At 44.9% G+C, this 23,037-nt stretch carries 19 protein-coding genes and 1 other RNA gene; 16 read left to right on the top strand and 4 right to left on the bottom strand.

Translation table 11 applies throughout. The annotated features are described in order from the left end of the window. Window positions 1–19: 19 nt before the first annotated feature. The 9 genes from EVJ28_RS03010 to EVJ28_RS02970 all read left to right on the top strand — a co-directional run bounded on the left by EVJ28_RS03010 (window position 20) and on the right by EVJ28_RS02970 (window position 8,818). A complete protein-coding gene (locus tag EVJ28_RS03010; RefSeq protein ID WP_167615727.1) occupies window positions 20–907 on the top strand; it encodes a YitT family protein in 888 nt (295 codons plus the stop codon). Between the two features lie 73 nt (window positions 908–980). Continuing rightward, window positions 981–1,205 (top strand): preprotein translocase subunit SecG, encoded by a 225-nt coding sequence (gene secG, locus EVJ28_RS03005; protein ID WP_012726902.1) that lies wholly within the window; start codon window positions 981–983, stop codon window positions 1,203–1,205. Between the two features lie 102 nt (window positions 1,206–1,307). Continuing rightward, window positions 1,308–2,048, top strand: a complete 741-nt coding sequence (locus EVJ28_RS03000; protein ID WP_131443155.1) for an alpha/beta hydrolase — start codon at window positions 1,308–1,310, stop codon at window positions 2,046–2,048. A 16-nt stretch (window positions 2,049–2,064) separates the two neighbouring features. Further along, on the top strand, window positions 2,065–4,479 hold the full coding sequence (gene rnr / locus EVJ28_RS02995; RefSeq protein WP_131487971.1) for a ribonuclease R: 2,415 nt from the start codon (window positions 2,065–2,067) through the stop codon (window positions 4,477–4,479). A gap of 48 nt (window positions 4,480–4,527) precedes the next feature. Then, complete coding sequence (smpB, locus tag EVJ28_RS02990) at window positions 4,528–4,998, top strand: SsrA-binding protein SmpB (RefSeq protein WP_070328710.1); 471 nt, start codon at window positions 4,528–4,530, stop codon at window positions 4,996–4,998. Between the two features lie 49 nt (window positions 4,999–5,047). Beyond that, window positions 5,048–5,403, top strand: a transfer-messenger RNA (tmRNA) gene (gene ssrA / locus EVJ28_RS02985). 160 nt (window positions 5,404–5,563) lie between these two features. Then, entirely contained in the window at window positions 5,564–6,541 is a 978-nt protein-coding gene (locus tag EVJ28_RS02980) for a tyrosine-type recombinase/integrase (RefSeq protein ID WP_131487968.1), read from the top strand. A gap of 187 nt (window positions 6,542–6,728) precedes the next feature. Next, entirely contained in the window at window positions 6,729–8,030 is a 1,302-nt protein-coding gene (locus EVJ28_RS02975) for a hypothetical protein (RefSeq protein ID WP_131487966.1), read from the top strand. Between the two features lie 425 nt (window positions 8,031–8,455). Then, window positions 8,456–8,818, top strand: a complete 363-nt coding sequence (locus EVJ28_RS02970; RefSeq protein ID WP_131487964.1) for a hypothetical protein — start codon at window positions 8,456–8,458, stop codon at window positions 8,816–8,818. Between the two features lie 90 nt (window positions 8,819–8,908). Here EVJ28_RS02970 and EVJ28_RS02965 read toward each other — a convergent pair whose 3' ends face one another. Then, window positions 8,909–9,478: a tyrosine-type recombinase/integrase gene (locus tag EVJ28_RS02965; protein WP_131487962.1), complete on the bottom strand. Its 570-nt coding sequence runs from the start codon at window positions 9,476–9,478 to the stop codon at window positions 8,909–8,911. A 712-nt stretch (window positions 9,479–10,190) separates the two neighbouring features. On the opposite strand from EVJ28_RS02965, the gene EVJ28_RS02960 reads away from it, so the two are divergent. The 5 genes from EVJ28_RS02960 to EVJ28_RS02940 all read left to right on the top strand — a co-directional run bounded on the left by EVJ28_RS02960 (window position 10,191) and on the right by EVJ28_RS02940 (window position 17,716). Next, window positions 10,191–12,500, top strand: coding sequence for a site-specific DNA-methyltransferase (locus EVJ28_RS02960; protein ID WP_131487960.1), 2,310 nt, complete (start codon window positions 10,191–10,193; stop codon window positions 12,498–12,500). A 16-nt stretch (window positions 12,501–12,516) separates the two neighbouring features. After that, a complete protein-coding gene (locus EVJ28_RS02955) occupies window positions 12,517–15,024 on the top strand; it encodes a DEAD/DEAH box helicase (protein ID WP_161566947.1) in 2,508 nt (835 codons plus the stop codon). A gap of 302 nt (window positions 15,025–15,326) precedes the next feature. Continuing rightward, on the top strand, window positions 15,327–15,482 hold the full coding sequence (locus tag EVJ28_RS02950) for an alcohol dehydrogenase (RefSeq protein WP_131469807.1): 156 nt from the start codon (window positions 15,327–15,329) through the stop codon (window positions 15,480–15,482). A gap of 332 nt (window positions 15,483–15,814) precedes the next feature. After that, the gene (locus EVJ28_RS02945; RefSeq protein WP_131455864.1) at window positions 15,815–16,528 is read left to right on the top strand and encodes a DUF6904 family protein; all 714 of its coding nucleotides are present in this window, start codon (window positions 15,815–15,817) and stop codon (window positions 16,526–16,528) included. Window positions 16,529–16,756: 228 nt separating this feature from the next. After that, the gene (locus tag EVJ28_RS02940; protein ID WP_131455866.1) at window positions 16,757–17,716 is read left to right on the top strand and encodes an HNH endonuclease signature motif containing protein; all 960 of its coding nucleotides are present in this window, start codon (window positions 16,757–16,759) and stop codon (window positions 17,714–17,716) included. A gap of 52 nt (window positions 17,717–17,768) precedes the next feature. On the opposite strand, the gene EVJ28_RS02935 is transcribed toward EVJ28_RS02940, so the two are convergent. Then, complete coding sequence (locus tag EVJ28_RS02935) at window positions 17,769–17,960, bottom strand: hypothetical protein (protein WP_131455868.1); 192 nt, start codon at window positions 17,958–17,960, stop codon at window positions 17,769–17,771. 137 nt (window positions 17,961–18,097) lie between these two features. Here EVJ28_RS02935 and EVJ28_RS02930 point away from each other — a divergent pair, with 137 nt between their 5' ends. Together EVJ28_RS02930 and EVJ28_RS02925 are read left to right on the top strand one after the other, a co-directional pair. After that, a complete protein-coding gene (locus EVJ28_RS02930; protein WP_131469805.1) occupies window positions 18,098–19,507 on the top strand; it encodes an NAD-dependent epimerase/dehydratase family protein in 1,410 nt (469 codons plus the stop codon). A gap of 140 nt (window positions 19,508–19,647) precedes the next feature. Beyond that, window positions 19,648–21,204, top strand: coding sequence for a SulP family inorganic anion transporter (locus tag EVJ28_RS02925; protein ID WP_131469803.1), 1,557 nt, complete (start codon window positions 19,648–19,650; stop codon window positions 21,202–21,204). Here the strand turns inward: EVJ28_RS02925 and EVJ28_RS02920 are convergent. After that, window positions 21,201–21,530, bottom strand: a complete 330-nt coding sequence (locus EVJ28_RS02920) for a YolD-like family protein (RefSeq protein WP_131469801.1) — start codon at window positions 21,528–21,530, stop codon at window positions 21,201–21,203. The genes EVJ28_RS02925 and EVJ28_RS02920 overlap by 4 nt on opposite strands. Beyond that, entirely contained in the window at window positions 21,527–22,822 is a 1,296-nt protein-coding gene (locus tag EVJ28_RS02915; protein ID WP_131469799.1) for a Y-family DNA polymerase, read from the bottom strand. Before EVJ28_RS02915 ends, EVJ28_RS02920 begins: the two co-directional genes overlap by 4 nt. Window positions 22,823–23,037 lie beyond the last annotated feature (215 nt).

Raw genomic sequence — 23,037 nt, 5'->3', positions numbered from 1 at the left:
AATGGAAAGGGGATTTTTTATGAAACGTCAGCAACAACATCTTTTGCGTCAACAAGTTTGGCAAAAACTCCAATCGATCTCATTGAAGGACATCGCCTGGATCATCGCCGGGTCGTTCATCCTCGCCTTTGGGGTCAACTACTTCACCGTCCCGAACGCCTTCTCGGAAGGCGGCCTGCTCGGGGTCACGATCATCTTGTACTACTTGTTCGGTTGGGACCTCGGTATCACGTCGATCATCGGGAACGGCCTGTTGTTCATCGTCGGCTATAAGTTGCTCGACCGCCGGACGATGGTCTATTCGGTCGTCGCCGTCGTCGCGACGTCGTTCTTCCTCAGCTTGACCCATAACTGGGGCAGCCCGGCCGAGGATAAACTGCTCGCGGCGATTTATGCCGGGATCTTGATCGGTGTCGGCATCGGCATGGTGCTCCGCGTCGGCGGGACGACCGGGGGCGGGGTCATCATCGCCCGGCTCATGGAACGCTATCTCCACATGAGCGTCGCCGTCTCGATGTTCATCATCGACGTCATCGTCGTCGGTGCCTCGGGCTTCTTCCTCGGGGAACAAGTCGTGCTCTATACGCTCATCGCCATCATCATCGGCTCGTGGGTCATCGACCTCGTCGCCGAAGGGTTGAACATCCGGAAAGCCGTCACGATCATCAGCGACAAGCACGAAGAGCTCGCCGCCGTCTTGACGGAGACGCTCGGCCGCTCAGCGACGATCATCCACGGTCACGGCCATTATTCGAAGCAAGATAAGAACATGTTGTACATGATCGTCGACAAGCGCCAAGTCGGTCCGCTCAAGAAAATCGTCGAAGTGACCGACCCTCGTGCGTTCGTCGTCATCCACCAAGTGAAAGAAGTGATCGGGGAAGGGTTCAGCTACCCATCCCGTTAATTTGAAAGCTGGCGTTTTTATCACAACTTCTATATAATAAGAAGCGTGTAAAAAGAAGGAGGAACTGACTATTATGCAAACGATCGCTACAATCAGCCTGCTCGTCGTGGCTGTTTTATTGATTGTCGTCGTACTGCTCATGTCAGGTCGGTCGCAAGGTCTTGGGGCGATTGCAGGTGGCGCGGAGCAGTTGTTCGGCCGCCAGAAAGCACGCGGCTTTGACGCTGTTTTGAACCGAACTGCAGCTGTACTAGGCACATTGTTTTTCATTTTAGGATTACTAGTCGCATCACTATGATGAAAGGCTGATCGTTCTCGGTTTTTACGTGAGGCGGTCAGCTTTTGTTTTTTTGCATTATTTTTTGGGAATAATGGAATGTATGAGGAGTTGACTTGGACGATGAAAGTGAGTGCACCGAAACCGTTCTTCTTCGAAGGCGGACCACGTGCCGTGTTAATGTTGCATGGCTTTACAGGATCGAGCGCGGACGTCCGCATGCTCGGTCGTTTCCTACAAAAAGAAGGCTACACGTGCATGGGACCCCAGTACCGGGGACATGGCGTCCCACCGGAAGAGTTGCTCGAATTTGGACCGAACGACTGGTGGCAGGACGTCCAAGACGCCTACCAAGCGTTGAAAGACAAAGGTTACGCCGAGATCGCCGTCTGCGGCCTGTCGCTCGGTGGCGTCATGTCGCTCCGTCTCGCTTCAGAAGCGAGCGTCAAGGGTGTCGTGCCGATGTGCGCACCGACTGAAATCGATGCCGAGGACCGATTGTATAAAGGAGTCCAGGCGTACGCCCGAGAATATAAATCAAGGGAAGACAAATCGACCGAACAAATCGAACGGGAGATGGCGGACTTCAAACCGATGCCGACACTCACCGATTTACGTGCGTTCGTCGAGGAGACGACGTCTCGGCTCGAAGATATCTTCGTACCGGCGCTCGTCATCCAAGGAGCGAAAGACCGAATGGTCGATCCTCAATCTGCACACGAGATCTACGAGGCGATCAACGCGTTCCAAAAAGAACTGCTCATGTACGAGCATTCGGGACACGTGATCACCCTCGACAAAGAAAAAGAGAAACTGCACCAGGACGTGCTCGATTTTCTCGAAACGTTGGACTGGTCAGTGTGAAAAAGGAGGTGTCACGTTGAATTTACGTGACCAACTACTAGAAATCATCCAGTCAAGCGACAAAGCGCTGACTGTAGACCAATTGACCGAGCGTCTTGCGCTCGAGTCGACGGATGCCTTTAAAGAGCTCATCCGCACCTTGAACGAACTTGAAGCGGAAGGCTTGATCGGCCGGACGCGGACGAACCGTTACGGCACGCTCGCCGTGCTCGGCCAAGCGGCCGGGATCATTTCGATCCACCAACGCGGCTTCGGCTTCTTGTCGGTCGAAGGCGAGACAGAAGACGTGTTCTTGCCACCGGACCAATTGAAAGACGTCTATCACGGCGATACGATCCTCGTCAAAAAACGCGAGGACAATCGCGGCAAGACAGAAGGCGTGTTGCTCAAAGTATTGAAGCGCGGCCTATCTGAATTTGTCGGGACGTACACGCTCCCGAGCGGTCGCCTCGACCAGTTCGCCTTCGTTGAACCGGACGACAAACGCATCAACTTCTGGCCGATCGTCAACACGGACAAATCACTCGGTGCCGTCGAAGGACACAAAGTCGTCGTCCGCATCACGAAGTATCCGGATGGACGTTTCGCCGGAGCGTGTGACGTCGTCCGTATCATCGGACATAAGAACGACCCTGGCGTCGACATCTTGTCGATCGTCTACAAGCACGGCATCCCGACGGAGTTCCCGGAAGACGTCATCGACCAGGCGAACGCCGTGCCGGAAGAGGCGGACGAGAAAGACTTCATCGGCCGTGTCGACCTGCGTAACGAGACGATCTTCACGATCGACGGCGAAGACGCAAAAGACTTGGACGATGCCGTCCACGTCAAGAAACTGAACAACGGCAACTATGAGCTCGGTGTCCACATCGCCGACGTGTCACACTACGTCAAGGAAGGCTCACCGCTCGACGTCGAGGCGTTCGAGCGCGGGACGAGTGTGTATCTCGTCGACCGCGTCATCCCGATGTTGCCGCACCGCTTGTCGAACGGGATCTGTTCACTCAACCCGCACGTCAACCGCCTGACGCTCAGCTGTGTCATGGAGATCTCGCCGCAAAACGGGAAAGTCGTCAGCCATGAGCTGTTCCCGAGTGTCATCAAGACGACGGAGCGGATGACGTATACGAGCGTCCGTGAGATCATCGAACGTGACGACGAGGAGACGCTCGCGCGCTACGAGCCGTACATCGGTGAATTCGACCTCATGGCCGAACTCGCGGAAGTACTCCGGGCACGTCGTAACTCGCGCGGGGCCATCAACTTCGACTTCGCCGAGGCGAAAGTCATCGTCGATACGGAAGGGAAAGCAGCCGATATCGTCTTGCGCCCACGCTCGGTCGCCGAGAAGTTGATCGAGGAGTTCATGCTCGCGGCCAACGAGACGGTCGCCGAACACTTCCACAAGCTGGACGTCCCGTTCATCTACCGTGTGCACGATAACCCGAAATCAGACAAGCTCGATTTCTTCTTCGACTTCGTCGCCAACTTCGGCGTGCATATCGAACGCTTCAAAGGCCAGAAGGTCGAACCGAAGACGCTGCAGAAGATCTTGAAAGCGATCGAAGGGCAGCCGGAAGAGCCGGTCATCAGCACGATCATGTTGCGCTCGATGCAACAGGCGAAGTATGACGACGTCTCGCTCGGTCACTTCGGTCTTGCGACCGACTTCTATACGCACTTCACGTCGCCGATCCGTCGTTACCCTGACTTGATCGTCCACCGTCTCATGCGGACGTACGCCTTCAACCAGGACTTGTCGGACAAGACGATCGCCAAGTACGAGGAACGTCTCGGCTCGATCGCCGAACAGACGTCGAGACGCGAACGTCGCTCGGTCGACGCTGAACGGGAAACGCAAGCACTCAAGAAAGCCGAGTACATGGAGTCACGTCTCGGCGAAGAGTTCGACGGTGTCGTCAGCGGCATCACGAACTTCGGGATGTTCATCGAGCTCCCGAACACGATCGAAGGGCTCGTCCGTCTTCAAACGATGGATGATTATTACCACTTCGACGAGTCACAGCTCATGTTGCTCGGTGAGCGGACGAAACGTCAGTTCCGGATCGGTGACTCGGTTCGGGTCAAAGTCGACGCCGTCAACCTAGACGAGCGCACGATCGACTTCACGGTCGTCGGTATGCCGAAACGGGAACAGACACGTCGTCGCCAACCGACGACGATCAAAGCGACGGAAAGTCGTCCGAAGAAAGACGATAAGCGCGGAGGTCGCGGGCGTGACGACAAACGTCCGAAACGCGGCAAGCCAGGCAAGCCTGGACAACCAGGTAAGCCGGGTCAAGCGAGCAAGCCGAGTAAGCCGGGCGAGAAGCCGAAATCGTCACAAGGACGTTCGGCGCTCGATCTGAAGAAACAAGACGGTCAAAAACGAACAGGCGACGCGAAACGCGGAGCGAAGAAACGTCGCTGACGGGAGGGGGAGACCCCTTCCGTAATTTGATATAAAGGACTGAGTAATATGGCCAAGAAGAAAGATTCGAACGCGCTCGCGCAAAACCGAAAAGCGTCCTTCGATTATGCGATCGAAGATACGATTGAAGCCGGCATGGTGTTGACCGGGACCGAGATTAAATCGGTGCGCCAGTCGAAGATCAACATCGCCGACGCGTATGTCCGCTTTGACGGTGGCGAGGCAACGCTTCACAACTGTCATATCAGCCCGTTCGAGCAAGGGAACCGGTTCAATCACGAGCCGCTCCGTATCCGAAAGCTATTGTTGCATAAAAAACAAATCAACCAGCTCATCGGCGCACAAGGCCGGGACGGGTATACGATCATCCCGCTCAAAGTGTATCTCAAGAACGGCTTCGCTAAATGTCTCCTCGGCATCGGGCGCGGGAAGAAGAAGTATGACAAGCGCGATGACTTGAAGAAGAAAGACGCGAAGCGTGACGTCGACCGGGCACTCCGGGACCGGCAAAAATACTGACAGCGAGACCTGATTGTGGTATAGTAGTGATAGTACCAATTACCACCTCGGGGACGTTATGGATTCGACGGGGGTAGGTCGGTCGTATGTGGCGTGTCGAGGGGTCGGCCTCGTTAAAACGCAAACGCCTATAACTGGCAAAACTAACACACAACTCGCAGCAGCCTAAGTGCCCTGCGGATCCTGACATCCATCGCTTGTGTGGATGACTTTCAGGGTCTCAAACTAAGCAAGCTACGCTTCAACCTCGCCGTCTGAGGGCGCGAAGAAGAGATGAATCAGACTGGATGCGACAACGCCTGTTTATCGGCAGTGTCACATTGAAATCCAATAGATAAACTACACACGTAGAAGCATGCGTTACGATGCCTTCGGACGCGGGTTCGACTCCCGCCGTCTCCATTTATTAAATGGCTGAAAACGTAGCTATATCAAGGTTTTATGACATTAGGGGTATTGAACGGGAGTTAAACTCTTGTTGAATATCCCTTTTTGCATCCCTACATATTTATTCAACTTCGTTCTTAAATCTTCTAATTCAAATGATGAGTTGGAGGACGTTTTTATGTTCAAGAGTAGAAAGCACGGGGTATTTGCTGTAGATGAAAGTTTGATTGTTCCAGTATCAATCAATAAAGTTGCTATACAAAAAAAATCACCAGAGATTGAGGACGCACTTAATACGGTTTATCAACAAATGAGAATCAGCGGGAACCGCCCTCGTACTATTGAGAGTTACAAATACGTATTTAATCAATTTAAAGAAACTAGTTCTATAAAATTCGTAGAAGATATTTCTATTGATTCCATATATCATTATTTAGATTCTTTGAATGTTTCAGCTAATACGAAATTGATAAGACTCAAGACTTTGAAAGCAGTGTTGAGTAAGTTTTTTGATAATGGATGGATTCACGAGAAGTTTTGGAGTAATATCCACATCAAAATTGATAAGGAAGTAAAGCAAGGGGCGGAAGAAGCTGATATTATAGCCTTGTTGTCATTGATTGATCAAAGCACGTTCATCGGTTTTCGTGACGCAACCGCTGTCCGTTTAATGTATGCTACGGGAATTCGTATTCGTACCCTTGGAGAGTTAAGGGAAAGACATATTGACTTCGAAAATCTCTGCTTAAATTTAGACGGTTCTACGCTTAAAAACCATAAATTTTTGAAGTTACCAATAACTGAAGAAATTGCTATGATTTTAAAGGTATTGCTTCAACTTAACAACGGAGTTCGTAGTCACTTTGAGGTAGAGAATAACCATGTATTCATCACTCAAAACGGGTTTCCTATGAACAATACCAAGTCGTCTAACTGTGCCGTATCCAAGCAACTACACAAGTATTCTAAACGATATAACTTAAAAAATATCAACGCACATGCTATCAGAAGAGGTTTTGCAAAGAATCTTTTGAAGAAAGGTGCGAGTGTAACTCTTATCAGTAAAGCATTAGGGCATTCTGATTTAGCTGTCACGACCCAATACCTAGATTTGGATGTAGAGGAAGTTGCGACGGACTTAAGAAATTATTTATAAAAGATTCAATAAATAAAGTTATTTTGAAGGTGCTTAATTGCTAGTTAATTAAGTGCTTTTTTATTTTGCGAATTGCAATTCCTTTTTCTCAAAATAATTTTTATCTAACTTGTCCTAAAGGTAACTATGTTTGCTAGTACCACCTTGTAACACACCGTTACAAATAAAACTTTTGGGAGATTTTTAGATGAAAACAATTGGTAAAAAGAAAACGAAAATCACAGTGGTCGATTCAATGATGGGAAGCGGAAAAACGAGTTGGGCTATTGGTTATATGGACGAAGCTTCACCAAGTCAAAGATTTATTTACATTACGCCTTTCAGATCAGAAATTGAACGAGTTATAAGTTCTCTAGACAGAGATTTCGTACAGCCAGAGAACACTAAAGATGGCACTAAACTTGAATCTTTGAAGAAACTAATTACTGAAGGAAAAGACATTGTCTCAACACACGCACTGTTTCAGAGAATGGATAAAGAATTGATTACTCTGATTCAGCTTCAAGGCTATACCTTAATTTTAGACGAAGTCATGGATGTATTAGAACCAGTGAAGTTATCAAGTGATGACTTAAAAGTTCTTTTATCCGCAAAAAATAAAAGAGGTGAAAGTATTATCACAGTTAACGGAAATGGATTTGTAAGTTGGAATGACGAAACCTATTTGGAAGGAAATTTCACAAATATTCGTAACGTTGCTAAAGCGGGGAACTTAATGCTTTTTAATAATGTTGCTATGTACTGGCTATTTCCGATTGAAGCTTTTAAGGGATTCGATGAAGTGTTCATTATGACTTATATGTTTAGTGGACAGATTCAGAAGTATTATTATGATTTGTTTAATCTGCATTATGAGTGCCGTTCAGTTTCTGATCTTAATGGCAAATACACACTAGTTGATTATGTTGAATTGGAAGATGAGGATAGAAAACATTTAAAGGATCTAATTAAAATCCACTATTCTAAATCATCCGATAAGATTGATTTAAACCGTATGGGTGAAGGGCGATATGCTTTAAGTAAAAGTAATTTAAGAGATCTGACACGGAAGAATACAACCCGAAAAATCCTTAAAAACAATTCGTATAACTTCTATCGAAATAAAGTACAAGTTAAATCTGATCAAGTAATGTGGACAACATTCAAAGAGTTTCAGATTAAGCTATCTCCGATAGGTTTGAAAAAGGAATTTGTTTCGGTAAATGCTAGGGCTACGAACGATTATGCGGATAAGTCCGTTTGTATCTATATAGCTAATCGTTATATGAATCCTGTCACAAAACAGTTCTTTGCTTCAAAAGGTATAACTGTCGATGAAGATTTGTTTGCCTTATCAGAACTATTGCAATGGCTGTTTAGAAGTAGAGTAAGAAAAGGAGAACCAATCGATGTGTATATTCCATCTGAGAGAATGAGAAGTTTACTTGAGGGCTATCTTGAAGGTTCAAATGAAAATCCACTACTGTTTAAACTTAGTAAAGAGGGCTGAAAAGCATTGGTACGACTGGGTTTCAAGGATTTTTCCTTATAAGAAAGATAACAAGGAGTAGGGATATACTCTAAGCAACACTATAAGGGATAACCTAAAAAACGTTATCCCTCTCCATGTTACTTAGACAACTTAAGAAAGTTTCTATTAGTCCTATTAAGTGAGGGTGATTTTCCCTCACACGAGGCGAATGCCGAGTATGTAAGCGAAATATATTATGCAAATTTGTTCGTTATTTTTATTTGTAATAGGGAGTTAGTGCATACGACTTCTCTTTAAATAGCTTATAAATGGCATAGTACCAACACTGAGTGTCAACAACGTCTAAGAGTAATTAGTTTATTGAAAAAAGCTATGCACAATGAGTGATAAGACGAATAAAATTCTAAATCAACTTTGTGACATACATTTAGGAGGAAGAAATAATGTTGAAGAAATTAGAAAATGAATCATTAAATGGTATTAAAGAATATGAAATGAAGAAAGTAGTGACAATGAAGATTTCTAAATGGGAACAAGAAACTACTATAAATTTTGATCCAGTAACGTCTACATGGTCAATTTATACTTGTGTGCCATCACATATCAAACGGTTACTCAATAATCCGCTTCTACAGAAGGAGAATCTAGAGGTGCTTACAGTCTATGAAGATAAACCTTCTAGTATCAAGTTGTCAGTACCAGATTACCTTTTTAACAGTAGTTTTTTAAAGCGAAAACGTGTTTTATCAAAGGAACATAAAATCGCATTACAGAACGGAAAGAATAGAAAAGTCTTAGCAAGCTAAAATATTAAAAAGCTAGCAGTCGTATTTATCTCTTCAAGCAAATAGAGAGATATTGAATGACCGCTAGCTTTATTCAATTTGGCAACAAAATCATAGGCAGAAATTTTTAAGGTTATTCTCAATTTGTTCATCAGTGATGCCTATATATTTTAAAGTGATTCTAGGATGCGAGTGATTCAGAATTAGTTGCAGTTCTGCAATGTCTTTAAATTGTTTATAGTGCCAATACCCGTATGTTTTTCTTAATGTGTGTGTACCTATCCCATCAGGAATATCTACCATATAGGAGGCTTTATTAAGCTGTCGATAAGCCTGAATACGACTGATAGGTTGATTGCCTTTACGACTTGGGAACAGCCATTCAGTTTCTTCTAATGTTTTAATATAAGAATTTAGTTCTTCGTAGATGCCACTTAAATAAACAGTCCTTTTTTTCTTTGTTTTACCCTCGAAAATTGTAAACGATTGTTTACCTTTTACATCATTGATTTTTAGTTTTAATATATCGCTGATACGCAACCCTGTGTTTATACCTAAAAGAAACATGATGTAGTCACGTTCGCCACACCACTTTTTCAAAGACCATTTCATATCTTCGATTTTTTCCTTTGATCGAATTGGTTGCACATCTTTTATCTCTAGTTGTTTTTCACTTTTCATAGTTTATAACCCCTTTAATTTAGGTGTTTTGAATGTAACATTTTTTAACATGATTTAAATATATCATAGATATATGAAGAGTTCTTTATTTTCAACAAAAAGAATGTAACTTTATATGTATTTTGTTACATATTCCTTTTGAAATAAAAGTCCCAATTAGATTGAGGCTGAAAATTAACAAGTGCTTGTTACTCTCATATATAAGAAAATGATTATGCTAATGGATTGAAAGGGTATCACTAATGAAAAATAATGAAGAGAAGAGAAGAGAAGAGAAGAGAAGAAGCAAATAAACAACAACAGAAGAAACGAGAGGAAATAGAGAGTAGATAATAGATAAGTGAGGAAAGCAATGTCACACATGCTAAGAGTGTTCAACATGTGACATCTATAATTCATTTTGTGACAAAGCCAATAAGAATAACAATTACATTTTTTATATCGATATACTTTATTTGTCTGTAAATATTAGAAGCCCTACCCTTGGGGGGTGGGTATGCTGTCACCACCTGTCTGGTGTATGTAGATTACAAAAAAAAATTTCGGGATCTTTTTGTAATCTTTTTATCTTTAAGCACAGTCAAGTTTAAAATTCATTCCGTTGAGGTCAATTATTTCTTTGAGACGAACTGTGACACTGTGATATCTTTAAATAAGAAGATAATGTAAATAAAATCAGATACTAGGTTTTAGATATGGGAGTGTAATAATAATGGCACGATTAGAAGAAAAAATAGATCAGATCTCGGATCCAAATATACGAAAAGTTATTAGAGAAGAAGTAAAAAAAATTAAAAACAGAAAACAATTTGGATTGGTATTTGAACAACATATTCCGGAAGCAGTGCCTATCTATAGTGCCCCAATATTGAAGGGGTCAATTGTTGCTAAAAAAACTGATAGTCTCAGAGAGTTATATGCTGTTAAAGAGATATTAGGGGAAACAGCCGAAATTTTAAATATCGTAGATCAATCAATTGAAACTGTTCCTTTAAAAACAATTTCAGTTGTAAAAAGGTTTGGTGAACCTATTTACCCAGCCCTTGTTAAAGTTGATTCCGTTTCAAATAATGATAATTCTGCACCTCACCATATTTTAATAGAGGCAGATAATTATCACGCTTTACAGCTTTTGGAGTACGTATATCCTAAAAAGGTTGATTGTATATATATTGATCCTCCGTATAATACTGGGGCAAAAGATTGGAAATATAATAATAACTATGTTGATTCAAATGATACATACAGACATAGTAAATGGCTATCTATGATGCAAAAACGTCTTACATTGTCCAAACAGTTATTGAGTGATGATGGAGTCCTTATTTTAACAATTGATGATTACGAACTTTATCATATTGGTACGCTTTTAGAAGAGATATTTACTGAATACGATCAGTTTATTATAACAATTGAACATAATAGAAGAGGACGAAGAGGAAAGAACTTTGCCAAGACAAATGAATTTGCCCTATTCCTTGTACCGAAAGGGAAAAATTTAATTCAAGAAGAAGAATTAAATGAAGTTATTGGAGGAGAAACAAGAAACTTAAGACGGACTGGTAGCGGATCATTACGGACGCAACGTTGGAAAAAGTTCTTCCCAATTTATGTTAACGAAGCTACTATGGAAATAGTTGGGGCCGGCGAAGCTGTTCCATTAGGTCAAGCTTATGAGGATAGTAAAGAAGAAGGCATCATAACTGTCTGGCCTATTGACGAACAAGGTGTAGAAAAAAACTGGCATTATGGTTTGCCCCGTACAAGAGAACAAATTGAAAAAGGTACACTAGTAGCTCGCAAACAAGCTTACGGATTACAAGTTTATTATACTCTTCGAGTCAAAAAATCAAGACGATTAAAAACTGTATGGAGTAAGTCTTCACTTGATGCAAGTACTCATGGTACTGAACTATTGGCAAAAATATTAGGGAAGGGATCTAAGTTCGATTTCCCTAAATCTGTTTATTCAGTACTAGATTGTATTAAAGCTGTGGTTGGCCATAAAGAGAATGCTTTAATTCTTGATTTCTTTGCAGGAAGTGGTACTACTCTTCATTCTGTACTTATGCTGAACGAAGCTATGGACACCCAACATCAATGTATTCTAGTGACTAATAATGAAGTGTCTGGAGAAGAGGCTACTGTACTTAGTGAAAAAGGCCATTACCCAGGAGAAAAAGAATGGGAAGCCCACGGTATTGCAAAATCTGTTACATTTCCAAGATCCAAATACACTATTTTAGGTAAAAGAGATGATGGTTCTGAAATTCCAGGGGAGTATATGACTGGAGTTTACGTAGAAAAAGAAAAACCAAGAACATTTAAACACTTAGGTTTCATTGATGGTAAGAGTATGGATCTCAACTCTAAAAAACAATTAGTGGCTTTAATTGACGGTATTCCACAATCAAAAATAAAGGCAGATACGACGTTCTTTGTTGATAGTAATAGCGAAGCTAGTATTATTTTTGATGATGATAACTTTGAAGAGTACTTAGAATCACTTGAGAGTCATACTCACATTACTAATTTCTATATCTTGACTAAAAAAGCTAGTGTATTTAAACGAATGAAAGCACAAATTAACTCTAAATTAGGCCCTCTAATAGTAATGGATGAAGGAAAAAGACTTTATTCAAGTGGGTTTTCTGCAAGTCTAGATTATTTCAAATTAGATTTCTTGAATCCAAATGAAGTAGCGATGGGTATGCAGTTTAAATCAATTTTACCTTTACTTTGGATGATGGCAGGGGCAAAAGGTGAAATTCCTGATATTGATGAAAATCAAAAGTATATGATTTCGGAAGAATGTTCTTTTGCTGTGCTGTTAAAAGAACAGAAATTCAATGAATTCTATTCGATTGTTAATGCGATGGATAATATCACTCATGTATTTATTGTTACGAATTCCGAAGATGCTTTTTTTGAAATGAAAGCAGAATTTAGTACTAAAAATGTATTGCTACTGTATAAAGATTATTTAAAAAACTTTGAAATCAACAGACAGTGGAAGGGGTAATCGAGTGAAGATTGGGTTGAAAGAATTCCAAGAAGAAGCAGTTGAAAATCTACTCAAAAATTTATCAAAAGCTAAAAGAGAAGTCAGAGAGGGCGGATTACAATCCGTGGTACTCTCTTCTCCAACGGGGTCTGGTAAAACAATTATTACCGCTGCTTTAATAGAGGCGATATTGGAAGGAACGGATGAAATATCTTTCGAAAAAGATGCAGTTTTTTTGTGGTTTTCTGATCAACCTGAATTAAATGAACAATCTAGAAAGAAAGTATTTGACGCTACAGATAGACTAAGGGGAAATGATTTAGTTGTTGTAGATTCGAGTTTTGATGAAGAGGTCTTCGAAGGTGGGAAACTTTACTTTATTAACTCTCAAAAATTAGGTAAGGACAAATTATTGACTACTAAAGGAGATAATCGTAGTTATACAATTTGGGAAACAATAAATAATACATCGCAACAGTTAGGCGATAAGTTTTATTTGATAATTGATGAAGCCCATCGAGGGATGAATCAAAGTGCTAGGGAAGAGTTGTTTTCAAGAACGATTATTCAAAAGCTTATTTTAGGCGACAATGATTTGGGGATTTCTCCTGTCAGCATGGTATTAGGTCTATCTGCTACTCCAAATAGATTTTTAAGGCTTATGGAAGGTGTTCAACACACAAGTGTTCAACGTATTACTCGTGTCGTTCAAATTGATCCTGAGGACGTTAGATCATCTGGCCTATTAAAAGATAAAATAATTTTGTATCATCCTGATTCTGAGTATCCTACTGACTGGACTCTCCTTTCTTCTGCGGTGAAAAAATGGGAGAATATAAAATCTGAATGGGAAATCTATACCGAATCTCAGGGTATAGACTCAATAAATCCTGCGATGATAATTCAAGTTGAAGACAGAAGTGATACACATATCACTAAAACCGATTTAGAACTCGTAATTAAAACTTTAGAATCCGAAATCGGACCAATTGATGACGAAGAGTTAGCACATTGTTTTGAAGAAGATATTGATATCCCAGTTGGTGCAAAAACAATAAGAAAAATAGAGGCCTCTAAAATTCAAGATGATACAAAAGTTAAGTTTGTTTTCTTTAAAATGAGTTTGACTACGGGTTGGGATTGTCCAAGGGCTGAGGTTATGATGTCTTTTAGAACTGCAAAAGATCATACTCTAATTGCCCAGTTAGTAGGTAGGATGGTTAGAACTCCATTGGCAAGAAGGATTGAAGGTCAAGAATTACTTAATTCAGTGTCTCTTTATTTGCCATATTATGATTCAGAAGGCCTAGAAGAAGTAATTAACTTCTTGAAAAGTGATTCTGATAGTGTCCCTCCTACTGAAGTTGAAAAGGGTAATAACCAAGCCGTCTATTACAGAAGAAAAAATTCGGACTATTTGTTTAGGCAATTAAATCAATTACCTACGTATCATCTAGAGAAAACTCGAAAAGTGTCTAATATCAGAAGACTTATTAAGCTTTCTAGATTGTTGACTTCTTTTCACGATATCGATGAGGAAGCTTTAGATAATTCTAAAGACTTAATAATTGATACAATACATTCTTTTAAAAAAGAGTTAGCCTCTAAAAACTTATCGTTTAATAAAAAAGTCAATGAGGCTAAAGAAATAACTATAAATCCAGTAGTTGTAGAACAAGGAATATGGATGAGAATTCCCGGGGAACCTATTCGTGTAACTTTAACAAGTGAGAATATTGAAGAACTCTTTGTTAGATGTGGTAAACGTCTTGGTGAAGGACTCCATCTAGATTATTGGAAGAAATATTATAATCAATCTAATCCTGAAAAGCCCAAACTAGAGTTGTTTTTAACTCTGCAAGAAAAAGAAGTTTTTGATACTCTTGAAAAAGCTTGTGGCGAAAGAATCGATACACTATTTAGAACGCATAAGGATGATATTAGGAAATTAAAAACTTCAGAAATCGAAAAGTACAATCAAATTAGAGAACAAGCTAGAGTTCCTGAAGCAATATCCTTTATCTCTCCTACGCAAATCATGGTCAATCTAGATATAACAAATCCTAAAATTGGTTCATATGAGAAGCATCTTTATGTAGATGAAGAAGATAAATTCTTAACGGTTTTAGGAAGTGACTGGGAACGAGAAACTATCCAGGCTGAAATTGAAAAAGATCAGACAGTAGGATGGCTTAGAAACTATGATAGAAAATCATGGTCGCTATGTGTCCCTTACGAGAATCAAGGTAAATCTACTGCTATGTATCCTGACTTTCTTGTTATTAGACAACAAGATGGTGAGTTTATTGTCGATATATTAGAACCACATAGAGACGATTTAGAGGACAACTGGAAAAAAGCTATAGGCTTAGCTAAGTTTTCAGAGAAGCACTGGACAAGTTTCGGAAGAATAGAGTTAATTCGGAGGCAAGGAAATTCTTTGAAACGATTAGATATAAATAATGACGTAGTAAGGGAAAAGATCTTAGAAGTCACTAGCAATGCCCACCTAACTACAATCTTTAATATCATGGCAATCTAAAATGTTTTCATATTCTTTAAATCTATAGTAAAGTTATGCTATAGAAGGTTTTGAACTAAGTTAGTATATATGTAATACGCCCCAAACAACAAACACTGATATAATGAGGAAGAATAACCTCAAGCATGCGTTACGATGCCTTCGGACGCGGGTTCGACTCCCGCCGTCTCCATTTTTAAGCAGTCTACAGTGACTGGAATCAACGATTTTTACTGAAAACCTTCTAATTTCATTGAGATTAGAAGGTTTTTTGATTTTAACGGAGCACGTCAATCACAATGAAATGAAAGCAGGTGAATCAAATGGGAAAATATCAATTAGATCATAAAAGTAAAGTAGCTGCTGCCAAGTATCAAGACGGTAAAAAACCAGCTGTTTCGAATAAAAAAGAAAAACTTAATCAGATTCGAGAAGCATATTTGCAGAAGAAAAACGACAAGAAACAGTCTGGTGAATGATCAGAAAGTTTAGCTGACTTCAAGTGTTATGCTATAAGAAGTTGAAATAAAAGAAGAGGATCATTCGTGCGTATTTTTGCATGGGTGGCCCTCTTCTTGTTTCTCTTTTTACCCATCAGATTCGAAATGAACTAAACCTAGAATGATAGACACTTGATAAAAAGTATTTAGTTTAGCTTTTCATTTATTTAGAGTATTCATGCATAACCATTTAGGTTTTGAACTAATTGATTGAATAAATTATTTCAATATTCTTTGAATTCATTGCATGGTAAGCTAGTTCTATCGAGCTTTTCATAATACTTTTTTTACCTAGATAACGGAGGGATTGGATGTTACAGGCATCACACACACCTAATATGACTGGTGTTTTACTTTCGGGGGAACCAGAAGATTTTAGAATTCTATACGATTCATTACATAAGATTGTTGGAAATGTAGGCGATGAATTAGAGAATGAATCGGCAATTCGAATTTTAGGCGTTTGTTACGATATTAGACATACGTTTATGGGGAACCGTAATGCAACCTATATAGAACATGGATTTAGTGATGAGCAATTAGCCTTTTTATCGCTTGTAGGGCCAAAACAAAATTTGAATCTTGCATTTGAAACACTATGGCCAGAAATGCTTTACGTTGTCTTTTCATTAGAAACATTTATTAGAGATTATCAGAAAACTTCAAAGGCCACTATTTGGGATCCGCATGTTACACAGGCGCGTATTTTGCAATCTGCAATTTTTAAATTGGTGGAAGAAACGGTTACATCAAGACAGTTCACAAGCTTTAAAAAATGGATTACCGAAAATAGTGTAGAGAGTATTTTATTTACGCAATATATTGATTACTTAAACAGTAAGTGGAACGAGATGGATTTAGAGAAACGCAAAAAGAATTTTAATATTTTCGCGAAACGAACATGTCAGCTAACCCCAGATTATGAGCGCCAAAAAAGGCTGGTTATAGAAGCAGCAATCGAGCATAGGTGTCATCCTTCAGAAATTCATTTCCCATCTGAATTTTATAGTCATCTGGAGTGGTAAGTGCTATTTGAAATGATATTTTGTCAAATTAAGCATCAAATACCCTTCGCGAAAGCTTCGTGGCAGCTAAACTATTTGTCACGGTTTGTTCGAACTGTCACCGTATGTTGCATTGAGTGAGACCATGGTTATCGATTGAAAAGTTGTCATCTATGTTACAATACGATCCTTAAAACGAATTGAATCTGTTTATCTACAATTAGTTAGTTCTGAAAAGTGGTGAACATAATGGGCTGGAATTTAGAAATCGCTGAAGCGAAAAGCGAGTATTTAACAGAAACCGACTTATGGCGCTATACACAACAATTTCTCATGAACGCGACACATACGACGACGTACAAGCATATGCTCATGAAGGCGTTGCTCGAATGCACGACCGAATTAAGCGATTCCGGTGTGGTGACGTTCCAGCAAATTTCGAGGCATGTGACGAAGATGTATTGGAATTTGATTGTGACGAACGGGTTGCGACAAGTGAATCAAATTGGGAAATTGAGCTCGGTCGAAAAAACGATGCTCACGTTTCAAGCGACACACGAAATTCCGTCCACTTGGAACTTTGACCGCCTGCCGGATGAGCAGCAACAACAATTGACTCGGAACGTGAATCAGTTTTATAAGAAGTATGTGTATGGCTCGTTCTATACTGCGTTCGATGGGACCATCTATTCATTTAATCGGAAAGAAGAGTGGATCAAACTCGTGCCAAGCTATATCGTCTTTTTTGAAAAGTACAAGCGAGTATTGATGAACGTCACGAACTATCAACTCGCTGTCTTCTTAGAAAAATACAATACGCGCGAGGCGATGGAGCAGATTTTGAGTAAAATTGAGTTCGTCTCGGCACGAAAATCGCTCGATGAGTTTAAGCAAATCTTACTCAGCCACGGTCATCCCGTCTGTTTTTATTGCATGAAGCCGCTGAGACAGATTCATGTCGACCACTTTATCCCGTGGTCATACATGCAGAATGATGTATTATGGAACTTTGTCTTGGCATGCCCGAGTTGCAACACGAGTAAAAACAACCGAATGGCGAAAATTGATTATCTGTATGCGCTTGTGGAACGAAATCAGGAGTTGCGAGTGGCCGAGCAGATGAGCACGTATAAAGAGACCAAACTGATTCATCTGTATGACTATGCGGTCCAAAATGGGTTTGAAGCCAACTGGGCACCGAAAACATAAAACGAGTCGAACCTTCCTAAACAGGTTCGACTCGTTTACGTTTATTTGATCCTCACCACAAGTTGAATAGATCCGCAACAATCGCAGCACTTCCATCTTGGAACATGAACAAGCCGAGCGCGATCAACAGACCTCCGATGATGAGTGTGCCGAACCGCATGAGCGCGTTCGTGTTCTTTTTAAATAAACCGCGAATCACGAGCCATCCACCGATCAACAGCATCAAGAAATACCAAAAGCCCATAGCCAGTCCTCCTCTGCCTGTAGTTGAGTCTAGTTTACATAAATTTTCCAGTACATACTGTAGGGCGCGCGACTGATTTAATCTCAGCCTAAGACGGGTACATTACCTCTATGTGCAAATGAAGGGGAGTGACCACTATGCGAAAAACCATCGTCATCGCGGGCGCGAGCGGCTATATCGGCTCGAACGTGATGGAGCATTTAAAAGAAGAATATGACATTATCGCCTTGTCTCGCTCGACGAAAAACAAGGAAGACGAGGACCACATCACATGGCGGTCGTGCGACTTGTTCTCGTATGAACAGACGCGCGAGGCGTGCGAGGGAGCGGACTATGCGATGTTCCTCGTCCACTCGATGATCCCGGACGGCGGGTTGACGCAGGCGACGTTCGAAGACATGGACGCGCTCATCGCTGACAACTTCGCCCGGGCAATGAGCGCGAACGATATCGAGCAGATCGTCTATTTGAGCGGCATCATCCCGAAAGAGTCGAAGACGTTGTCGCGTCACTTGAAGAGCCGACTTGAAGTCGAACGCATCCTCGGCGGGCAAGGCGTGCCGGTGACGACGATCCGGGCTGGGCTCATCATCGGTCCGGAAGGCTCGTCGTTTCCGATTCTCGCGAAACTCGTCAAACGACTCCCGGTCATGATCCTCCCGAACTGGACGAAGACGGAGACACATCCAATTGATTTGCGAGAAGCGGTCCAAGCGCTCATCTCGGTCGTCGGGGCCGAGTCGCTGTACGACCATCATATCGACATCGGTGGTCCGGAAGTGATGACGTATCGAAAGATGATCGAAGATACGGCTGACGTCATGGGTAAGCGTCGCGTCATGATCGACTTCCCGTTCCCGACGATCAAGCTGTCACGGCTTTGGGTCATGGCTGTCACCGGTGAGCCGAAAGACACCGTCTATCCGCTCGTCGAGAGCATGGATCACGCCATGGTCGCCAAAGACACGGACGGCGTCAAGCAAGGTGAGATCCCGTTCAAGGAAGCGGTCGAACACGCGCTCGAGGAAGAAGAGAAGCAGAAGTCGGCCGGCAAGACGAAAAAAGCGCCACAACAGTATACGGTCCGCTCGATCCAACGCTTCGGTCTGCCGGACGACAAGTCGGCTGCCTGGATGGCCGACGAATATTTCGAATGGCTCGGGCGGATCGCGTATCCGCTCATCCAGACGACGAAAGAACAGGATGATTGGGAGATCGCGCTTTTGCGCCCATCACTCGTCGCACTCCATCTGTCGCTTGAAGATGCGGCGACGGACGACATGGCATCGTTCGAGATCGACGGGGGACTGTTCGCGAAGCTGACCGAGGACGATAAAACCGGCCGCCTCGAGTTCAGGCGGCTCCCGGACTCGAACGAGGGGCTTATCGCCATCCATGAGTTCGTGCCGGCCATGCCGTGGTGGTTCTATACGAAGACGCAGGCGAAAGCCCACCTCGTCGTCATGTGGCTATTCGGCCGCCACGTTCGCTTGCTTGGGGAAGATGCGGACGAGGGTGACCAAGTCGTCGAAGCACCGACGAATTAACGAAGACGTGTCCATCGCGTGATGGATACGTCTTTTTGGTTTGTCGATTATGTAAACGTTTCTTCTGTGACGTTTACAAGAAGTGGTGACAGGCGTACACTGAACTTGTTTTCGAACTAATGGAAAGAAGGAATGCAAGAATGGACAACTTCATGACAACACGAGAGGCGTGGCAAAAAGACATCTCGGCCGGGATCACCGTCGGGGTCGTCGCCGTGCCGCTCGCGATGGCGTTCGCGATCGCCTCGGGCGTCGGACCGGTGTACGGGCTCTATACGGCCATCATCGCCGGCATCCTCGTCAGCCTGTTCGGCGGCTCGACGTTCCAAATCGCCGGACCGACCGGCGCTTTCATCCCGATCGTCTCGGGCGTCATGCTGGCGCATGGCTACGAAGGGCTGCTCGTGACGACGTTTCTCGCCGGGATTTTGCTGTTCCTCATGAGCGTGCTCCGCGTCGGCCGGCTCATCCGCTTCATGCCGCGCGCCGTAACGATCGGCTTCACGGCGGGGATCGCCGTCGTCATCTTCGTCGACCAGCTCGATGAACTGTTCGGCATCACGTTCGAGAAGGCGCCGCACTTCCATGAGAACGTCCTAAAACTCGTCACGTCACTCCCCGAGGCGAGTCTTTGGCCTGTTTTCATTGCCGCCATCGGTTTTCTGACGCTCTGGCTCGTCCCGAAACTGCCGGTCCGGTTGCCGCTCTTGCTCATGGCGATGCTCGTGCCAACGTTTATCAGCCTCGTCATCCCAGGGGAGGTCGCGACGATCGGCAGCGCCTACGGTGGCATCCCGAGCGGACTGCCTGACTTCAACTGGCTCACGATCGACCTCGACTTGATCGCGACGCTGCTCCCATCGGCGTTCGCCATCGCCTTCCTCGGGGCGCTCGAGTCGCTGTTGTCAGGTGCGGTCGCGGACGGCATGGCCGGCACGAAGATGAACCCGGACAAGGAACTGTTCGGGCAAGGGCTCGCCAACGTCGTCGTCCCGTTCTTCGGCGGCATCCCGGCGACAGGTGCGATCGCCCGGACGGCGACGAACATCCAAGCAGGGGCCGTCAGCCGCCGCTCCGGTGTCATCCACGGGTTGACGGTGCTCCTCGCCGTACTCGTGTTGGCACCGCTCGCGAGCTACGTCCCGCTCGCCGCCCTCGCGCCGATCTTGATGCGCGTCGCCTGGAACATGTCGGAGCGGCACCACGTCTTCGAGATGCTCAAACATCGCTCCGCCGAGTCACTCGTCTTGCTTGTCACGCTCGGCCTGACCGTCTTCGTCGACCTCGTCGTCGCCGTCGAGGTCGGGGTCATCTGTGCGCTCGCCTTGTTCGCGAAACGGATGGCCGATACGATCGACGTCCGCGAACAGACGGAACGTTACGTGACGCGCGACGGCCAAGTCGTCTTCAGCGTCGAAGGGCCGCTCTTCTTCGGGGCGATCGAGATGTTCGAGCACGTCCTGCAACAGATCCATAACGAGCCCAACGTGTTCATCTTCAACTTCCATCGCTGTCCGGTCATCGATGTGACGGCGGTCGAAGAAGTCCGCCGGGTCGTCCGGGAACTGAAAGCGGCGGATCGTCGTGTCGTCTTCGCCCACTTATCGGAACCCGTGCGGCAGACGCTCGACCATTACGGCGTCCTTGACGGGATTGCGACGTTCGAGACGACGCAAGACGCGATTGACGCGTCTTAACGGACCGACAGGATGTGGCCGAACGGGATGCGGCGCACGTCCGTGTCGAACAGTTCGACTTCGCGTTCGGCGTAATAGATGGCATGAACGTAGCCACGCATAGAGCGGGCGAGACCATCCTCGAACAACGTCAGTTCGACTTGATCGCCTTCCCGGATGGCCCGTTCGAGTTCGGTCTGCCACAGATAAAGGAGTTGCTCGTCGATGTCGGGCAGCTCGATCTTTTGGACGTGGGCGTAATATTTTTTGAGCAGCGCCACGTGTTCGGGCATGAGAAACGGGATCCACTTCAATTCACCGCGGTCTTTGTAGCGGGTTTGGCTCATGACGGTTCACCTCCTTGTTTATGTCCGCCGATCAGGCGTTGCCGCGTGCGGAGCGGACTGTCTTTCAGTAGACTCGATGCCGGACGGATCGTGCCGCGGCCGAAGCGGACGTTCAATTGATCGACGAGGTCTAAAAAGTCGAACCGACGGGCCCGGGCCCATTCGTCCTCGAACAACGACAGCTGGATGTGGTCGCTCCGGGGCTCGAGCTTGCCGAGGGCGACCGAGACGTAACGGACCGCCTCCGTCTCGTCCCACGCCTCAAGAAACAGTTGGAACAGGACCGGCAAAAACTCACGCTCGTCCGCTGTGAAGCGGGCGAGCTTTTTTTGTTTGCTGAAGCCGCGCCGCTCGCTCGTCCGAGTGTAGCGGACACCGAGATGGATGTTGCCGCCGACGAGTCCCGACTGCCGCGTCCGCATCCCGACCTCGACGGCGATCGCCTGCAAGACGAGTCGGATCGAACTTTCCGTCGTATAGTCTTTCATGAGCGTGATGCCGTGGCCGATCGTCCGGGGCCGTTGGCGTTTCGCCCCGAACAGCGAACTCGCCGGCAGGATCGTCGGCGACTCGTCGATGCCCCAGGCGTGGTGCCACAGCTCGGCGCCGATGACACCGAACTTATCGTGCAACACGTCGAGCGGATAACGGGCCAGGTCGCCGATTGTGTCGATGCCGAGCCGATGGAGATGGACCGCCATCTTCGCCCCGACGCCCCACATCTTCTCGATCGGCGCCGGATGGATCAATCGTTCGACGTCGTGGAGGGCACAACTGGCGACACCGGTCTTTTTGCCATGCAAGTCGAGGACGAGTTTGGCGAGGACGTTGTTCGGTCCGATCCCAATCGTGACCGGGACGCCGGTGTAGCGGAAGACGGTCGAGCGGATGAGGCGGGCGACGTGGTCATCGTTCCCGAACAAGCGCTCCGTCCCCGTCAAGTCGACGAGCGTCTCATCGACCGAGTAGACGCGGATCGCCTCAGGCGGTGCGAACTGGTGCAGGATGTGGACGATTTGCACCGATACGTTCAAGTAGTGGCTCATCCGGGCCTCGGCGTAGAGGACGTGCCGTCGTTCATGCCAAGGCAGGCGGTCGATGTGAAAGCGCCGGGAGCCGGTCTTGATGCCGAGCCGTTTCAGCGGCGGGGTCGCGGCGAGGACGAGGGCGCCGCTGTCCTGTAAGTTCGATAAGACGACGAGCTTCGCCTTGTACGGGTTCAAGTTACGGGCTGCGCACTCGCAGCTGGCATAAAATGAGACGCTGTCGACACAGAAGATCCGCCGGCGCATGATTCCATCTCCTTTTTACGAACAAATGTTCTGTTTTTCTTATCGTATCACGGTCTCAAACCGTCTCAAATAGAAAAATGAAAATAAACTTGTAAATATATTTTGAAATTTACCCAATTTTTATAGGAATTTCACAATTTAAAAACCATCTTTTAGGAAGTTTTCGTAAAAAAGTCTCCGAAATGAGCAAAATTTCGCTATAATAGACGGGTATG

It is taken from the genome of Exiguobacterium sp. SH3S3, assembly GCF_004337115.1.
Lineage (GTDB): Bacteria > Bacillota > Bacilli > Exiguobacteriales > Exiguobacteriaceae > Exiguobacterium > Exiguobacterium aurantiacum_A.
Note: the sequence above shows the minus strand (reverse complement) of the source record. Positions and strands in the feature narration are given on the sequence as shown.

What these genes read in the sequence shown, in the direction of transcription:
- EVJ28_RS03010 (WP_167615727.1), top strand. Translation starts at nt 20, where the DNA reads ATGAAACGTCAGCAACAACATCTTTTGCGTCAACAAGTTTGGCAAAAA.
- secG (WP_012726902.1), top strand. Translation starts at nt 981, where the DNA reads ATGCAAACGATCGCTACAATCAGCCTGCTCGTCGTGGCTGTTTTATTG.
- EVJ28_RS03000 (WP_131443155.1), top strand. Translation starts at nt 1,308, where the DNA reads ATGAAAGTGAGTGCACCGAAACCGTTCTTCTTCGAAGGCGGACCACGT.
- smpB (WP_070328710.1), top strand. Translation starts at nt 4,528, where the DNA reads ATGGCCAAGAAGAAAGATTCGAACGCGCTCGCGCAAAACCGAAAAGCG.
- EVJ28_RS02980 (WP_131487968.1), top strand. Translation starts at nt 5,564, where the DNA reads ATGTTCAAGAGTAGAAAGCACGGGGTATTTGCTGTAGATGAAAGTTTG.
- EVJ28_RS02975 (WP_131487966.1), top strand. Translation starts at nt 6,729, where the DNA reads ATGAAAACAATTGGTAAAAAGAAAACGAAAATCACAGTGGTCGATTCA.
- EVJ28_RS02970 (WP_131487964.1), top strand. Translation starts at nt 8,456, where the DNA reads ATGTTGAAGAAATTAGAAAATGAATCATTAAATGGTATTAAAGAATAT.
- EVJ28_RS02965 (WP_131487962.1), bottom strand. Translation starts at nt 9,478, where the DNA reads ATGAAAAGTGAAAAACAACTAGAGATAAAAGATGTGCAACCAATTCGA.
- EVJ28_RS02960 (WP_131487960.1), top strand. Translation starts at nt 10,191, where the DNA reads ATGGCACGATTAGAAGAAAAAATAGATCAGATCTCGGATCCAAATATA.
- EVJ28_RS02950 (WP_131469807.1), top strand. Translation starts at nt 15,327, where the DNA reads ATGGGAAAATATCAATTAGATCATAAAAGTAAAGTAGCTGCTGCCAAG.
- EVJ28_RS02945 (WP_131455864.1), top strand. Translation starts at nt 15,815, where the DNA reads ATGTTACAGGCATCACACACACCTAATATGACTGGTGTTTTACTTTCG.
- EVJ28_RS02940 (WP_131455866.1), top strand. Translation starts at nt 16,757, where the DNA reads ATGGGCTGGAATTTAGAAATCGCTGAAGCGAAAAGCGAGTATTTAACA.
- EVJ28_RS02935 (WP_131455868.1), bottom strand. Translation starts at nt 17,960, where the DNA reads ATGGGCTTTTGGTATTTCTTGATGCTGTTGATCGGTGGATGGCTCGTG.
- EVJ28_RS02930 (WP_131469805.1), top strand. Translation starts at nt 18,098, where the DNA reads ATGCGAAAAACCATCGTCATCGCGGGCGCGAGCGGCTATATCGGCTCG.
- EVJ28_RS02925 (WP_131469803.1), top strand. Translation starts at nt 19,648, where the DNA reads ATGGACAACTTCATGACAACACGAGAGGCGTGGCAAAAAGACATCTCG.
- EVJ28_RS02920 (WP_131469801.1), bottom strand. Translation starts at nt 21,530, where the DNA reads ATGAGCCAAACCCGCTACAAAGACCGCGGTGAATTGAAGTGGATCCCG.
- EVJ28_RS02915 (WP_131469799.1), bottom strand. Translation starts at nt 22,822, where the DNA reads ATGCGCCGGCGGATCTTCTGTGTCGACAGCGTCTCATTTTATGCCAGC.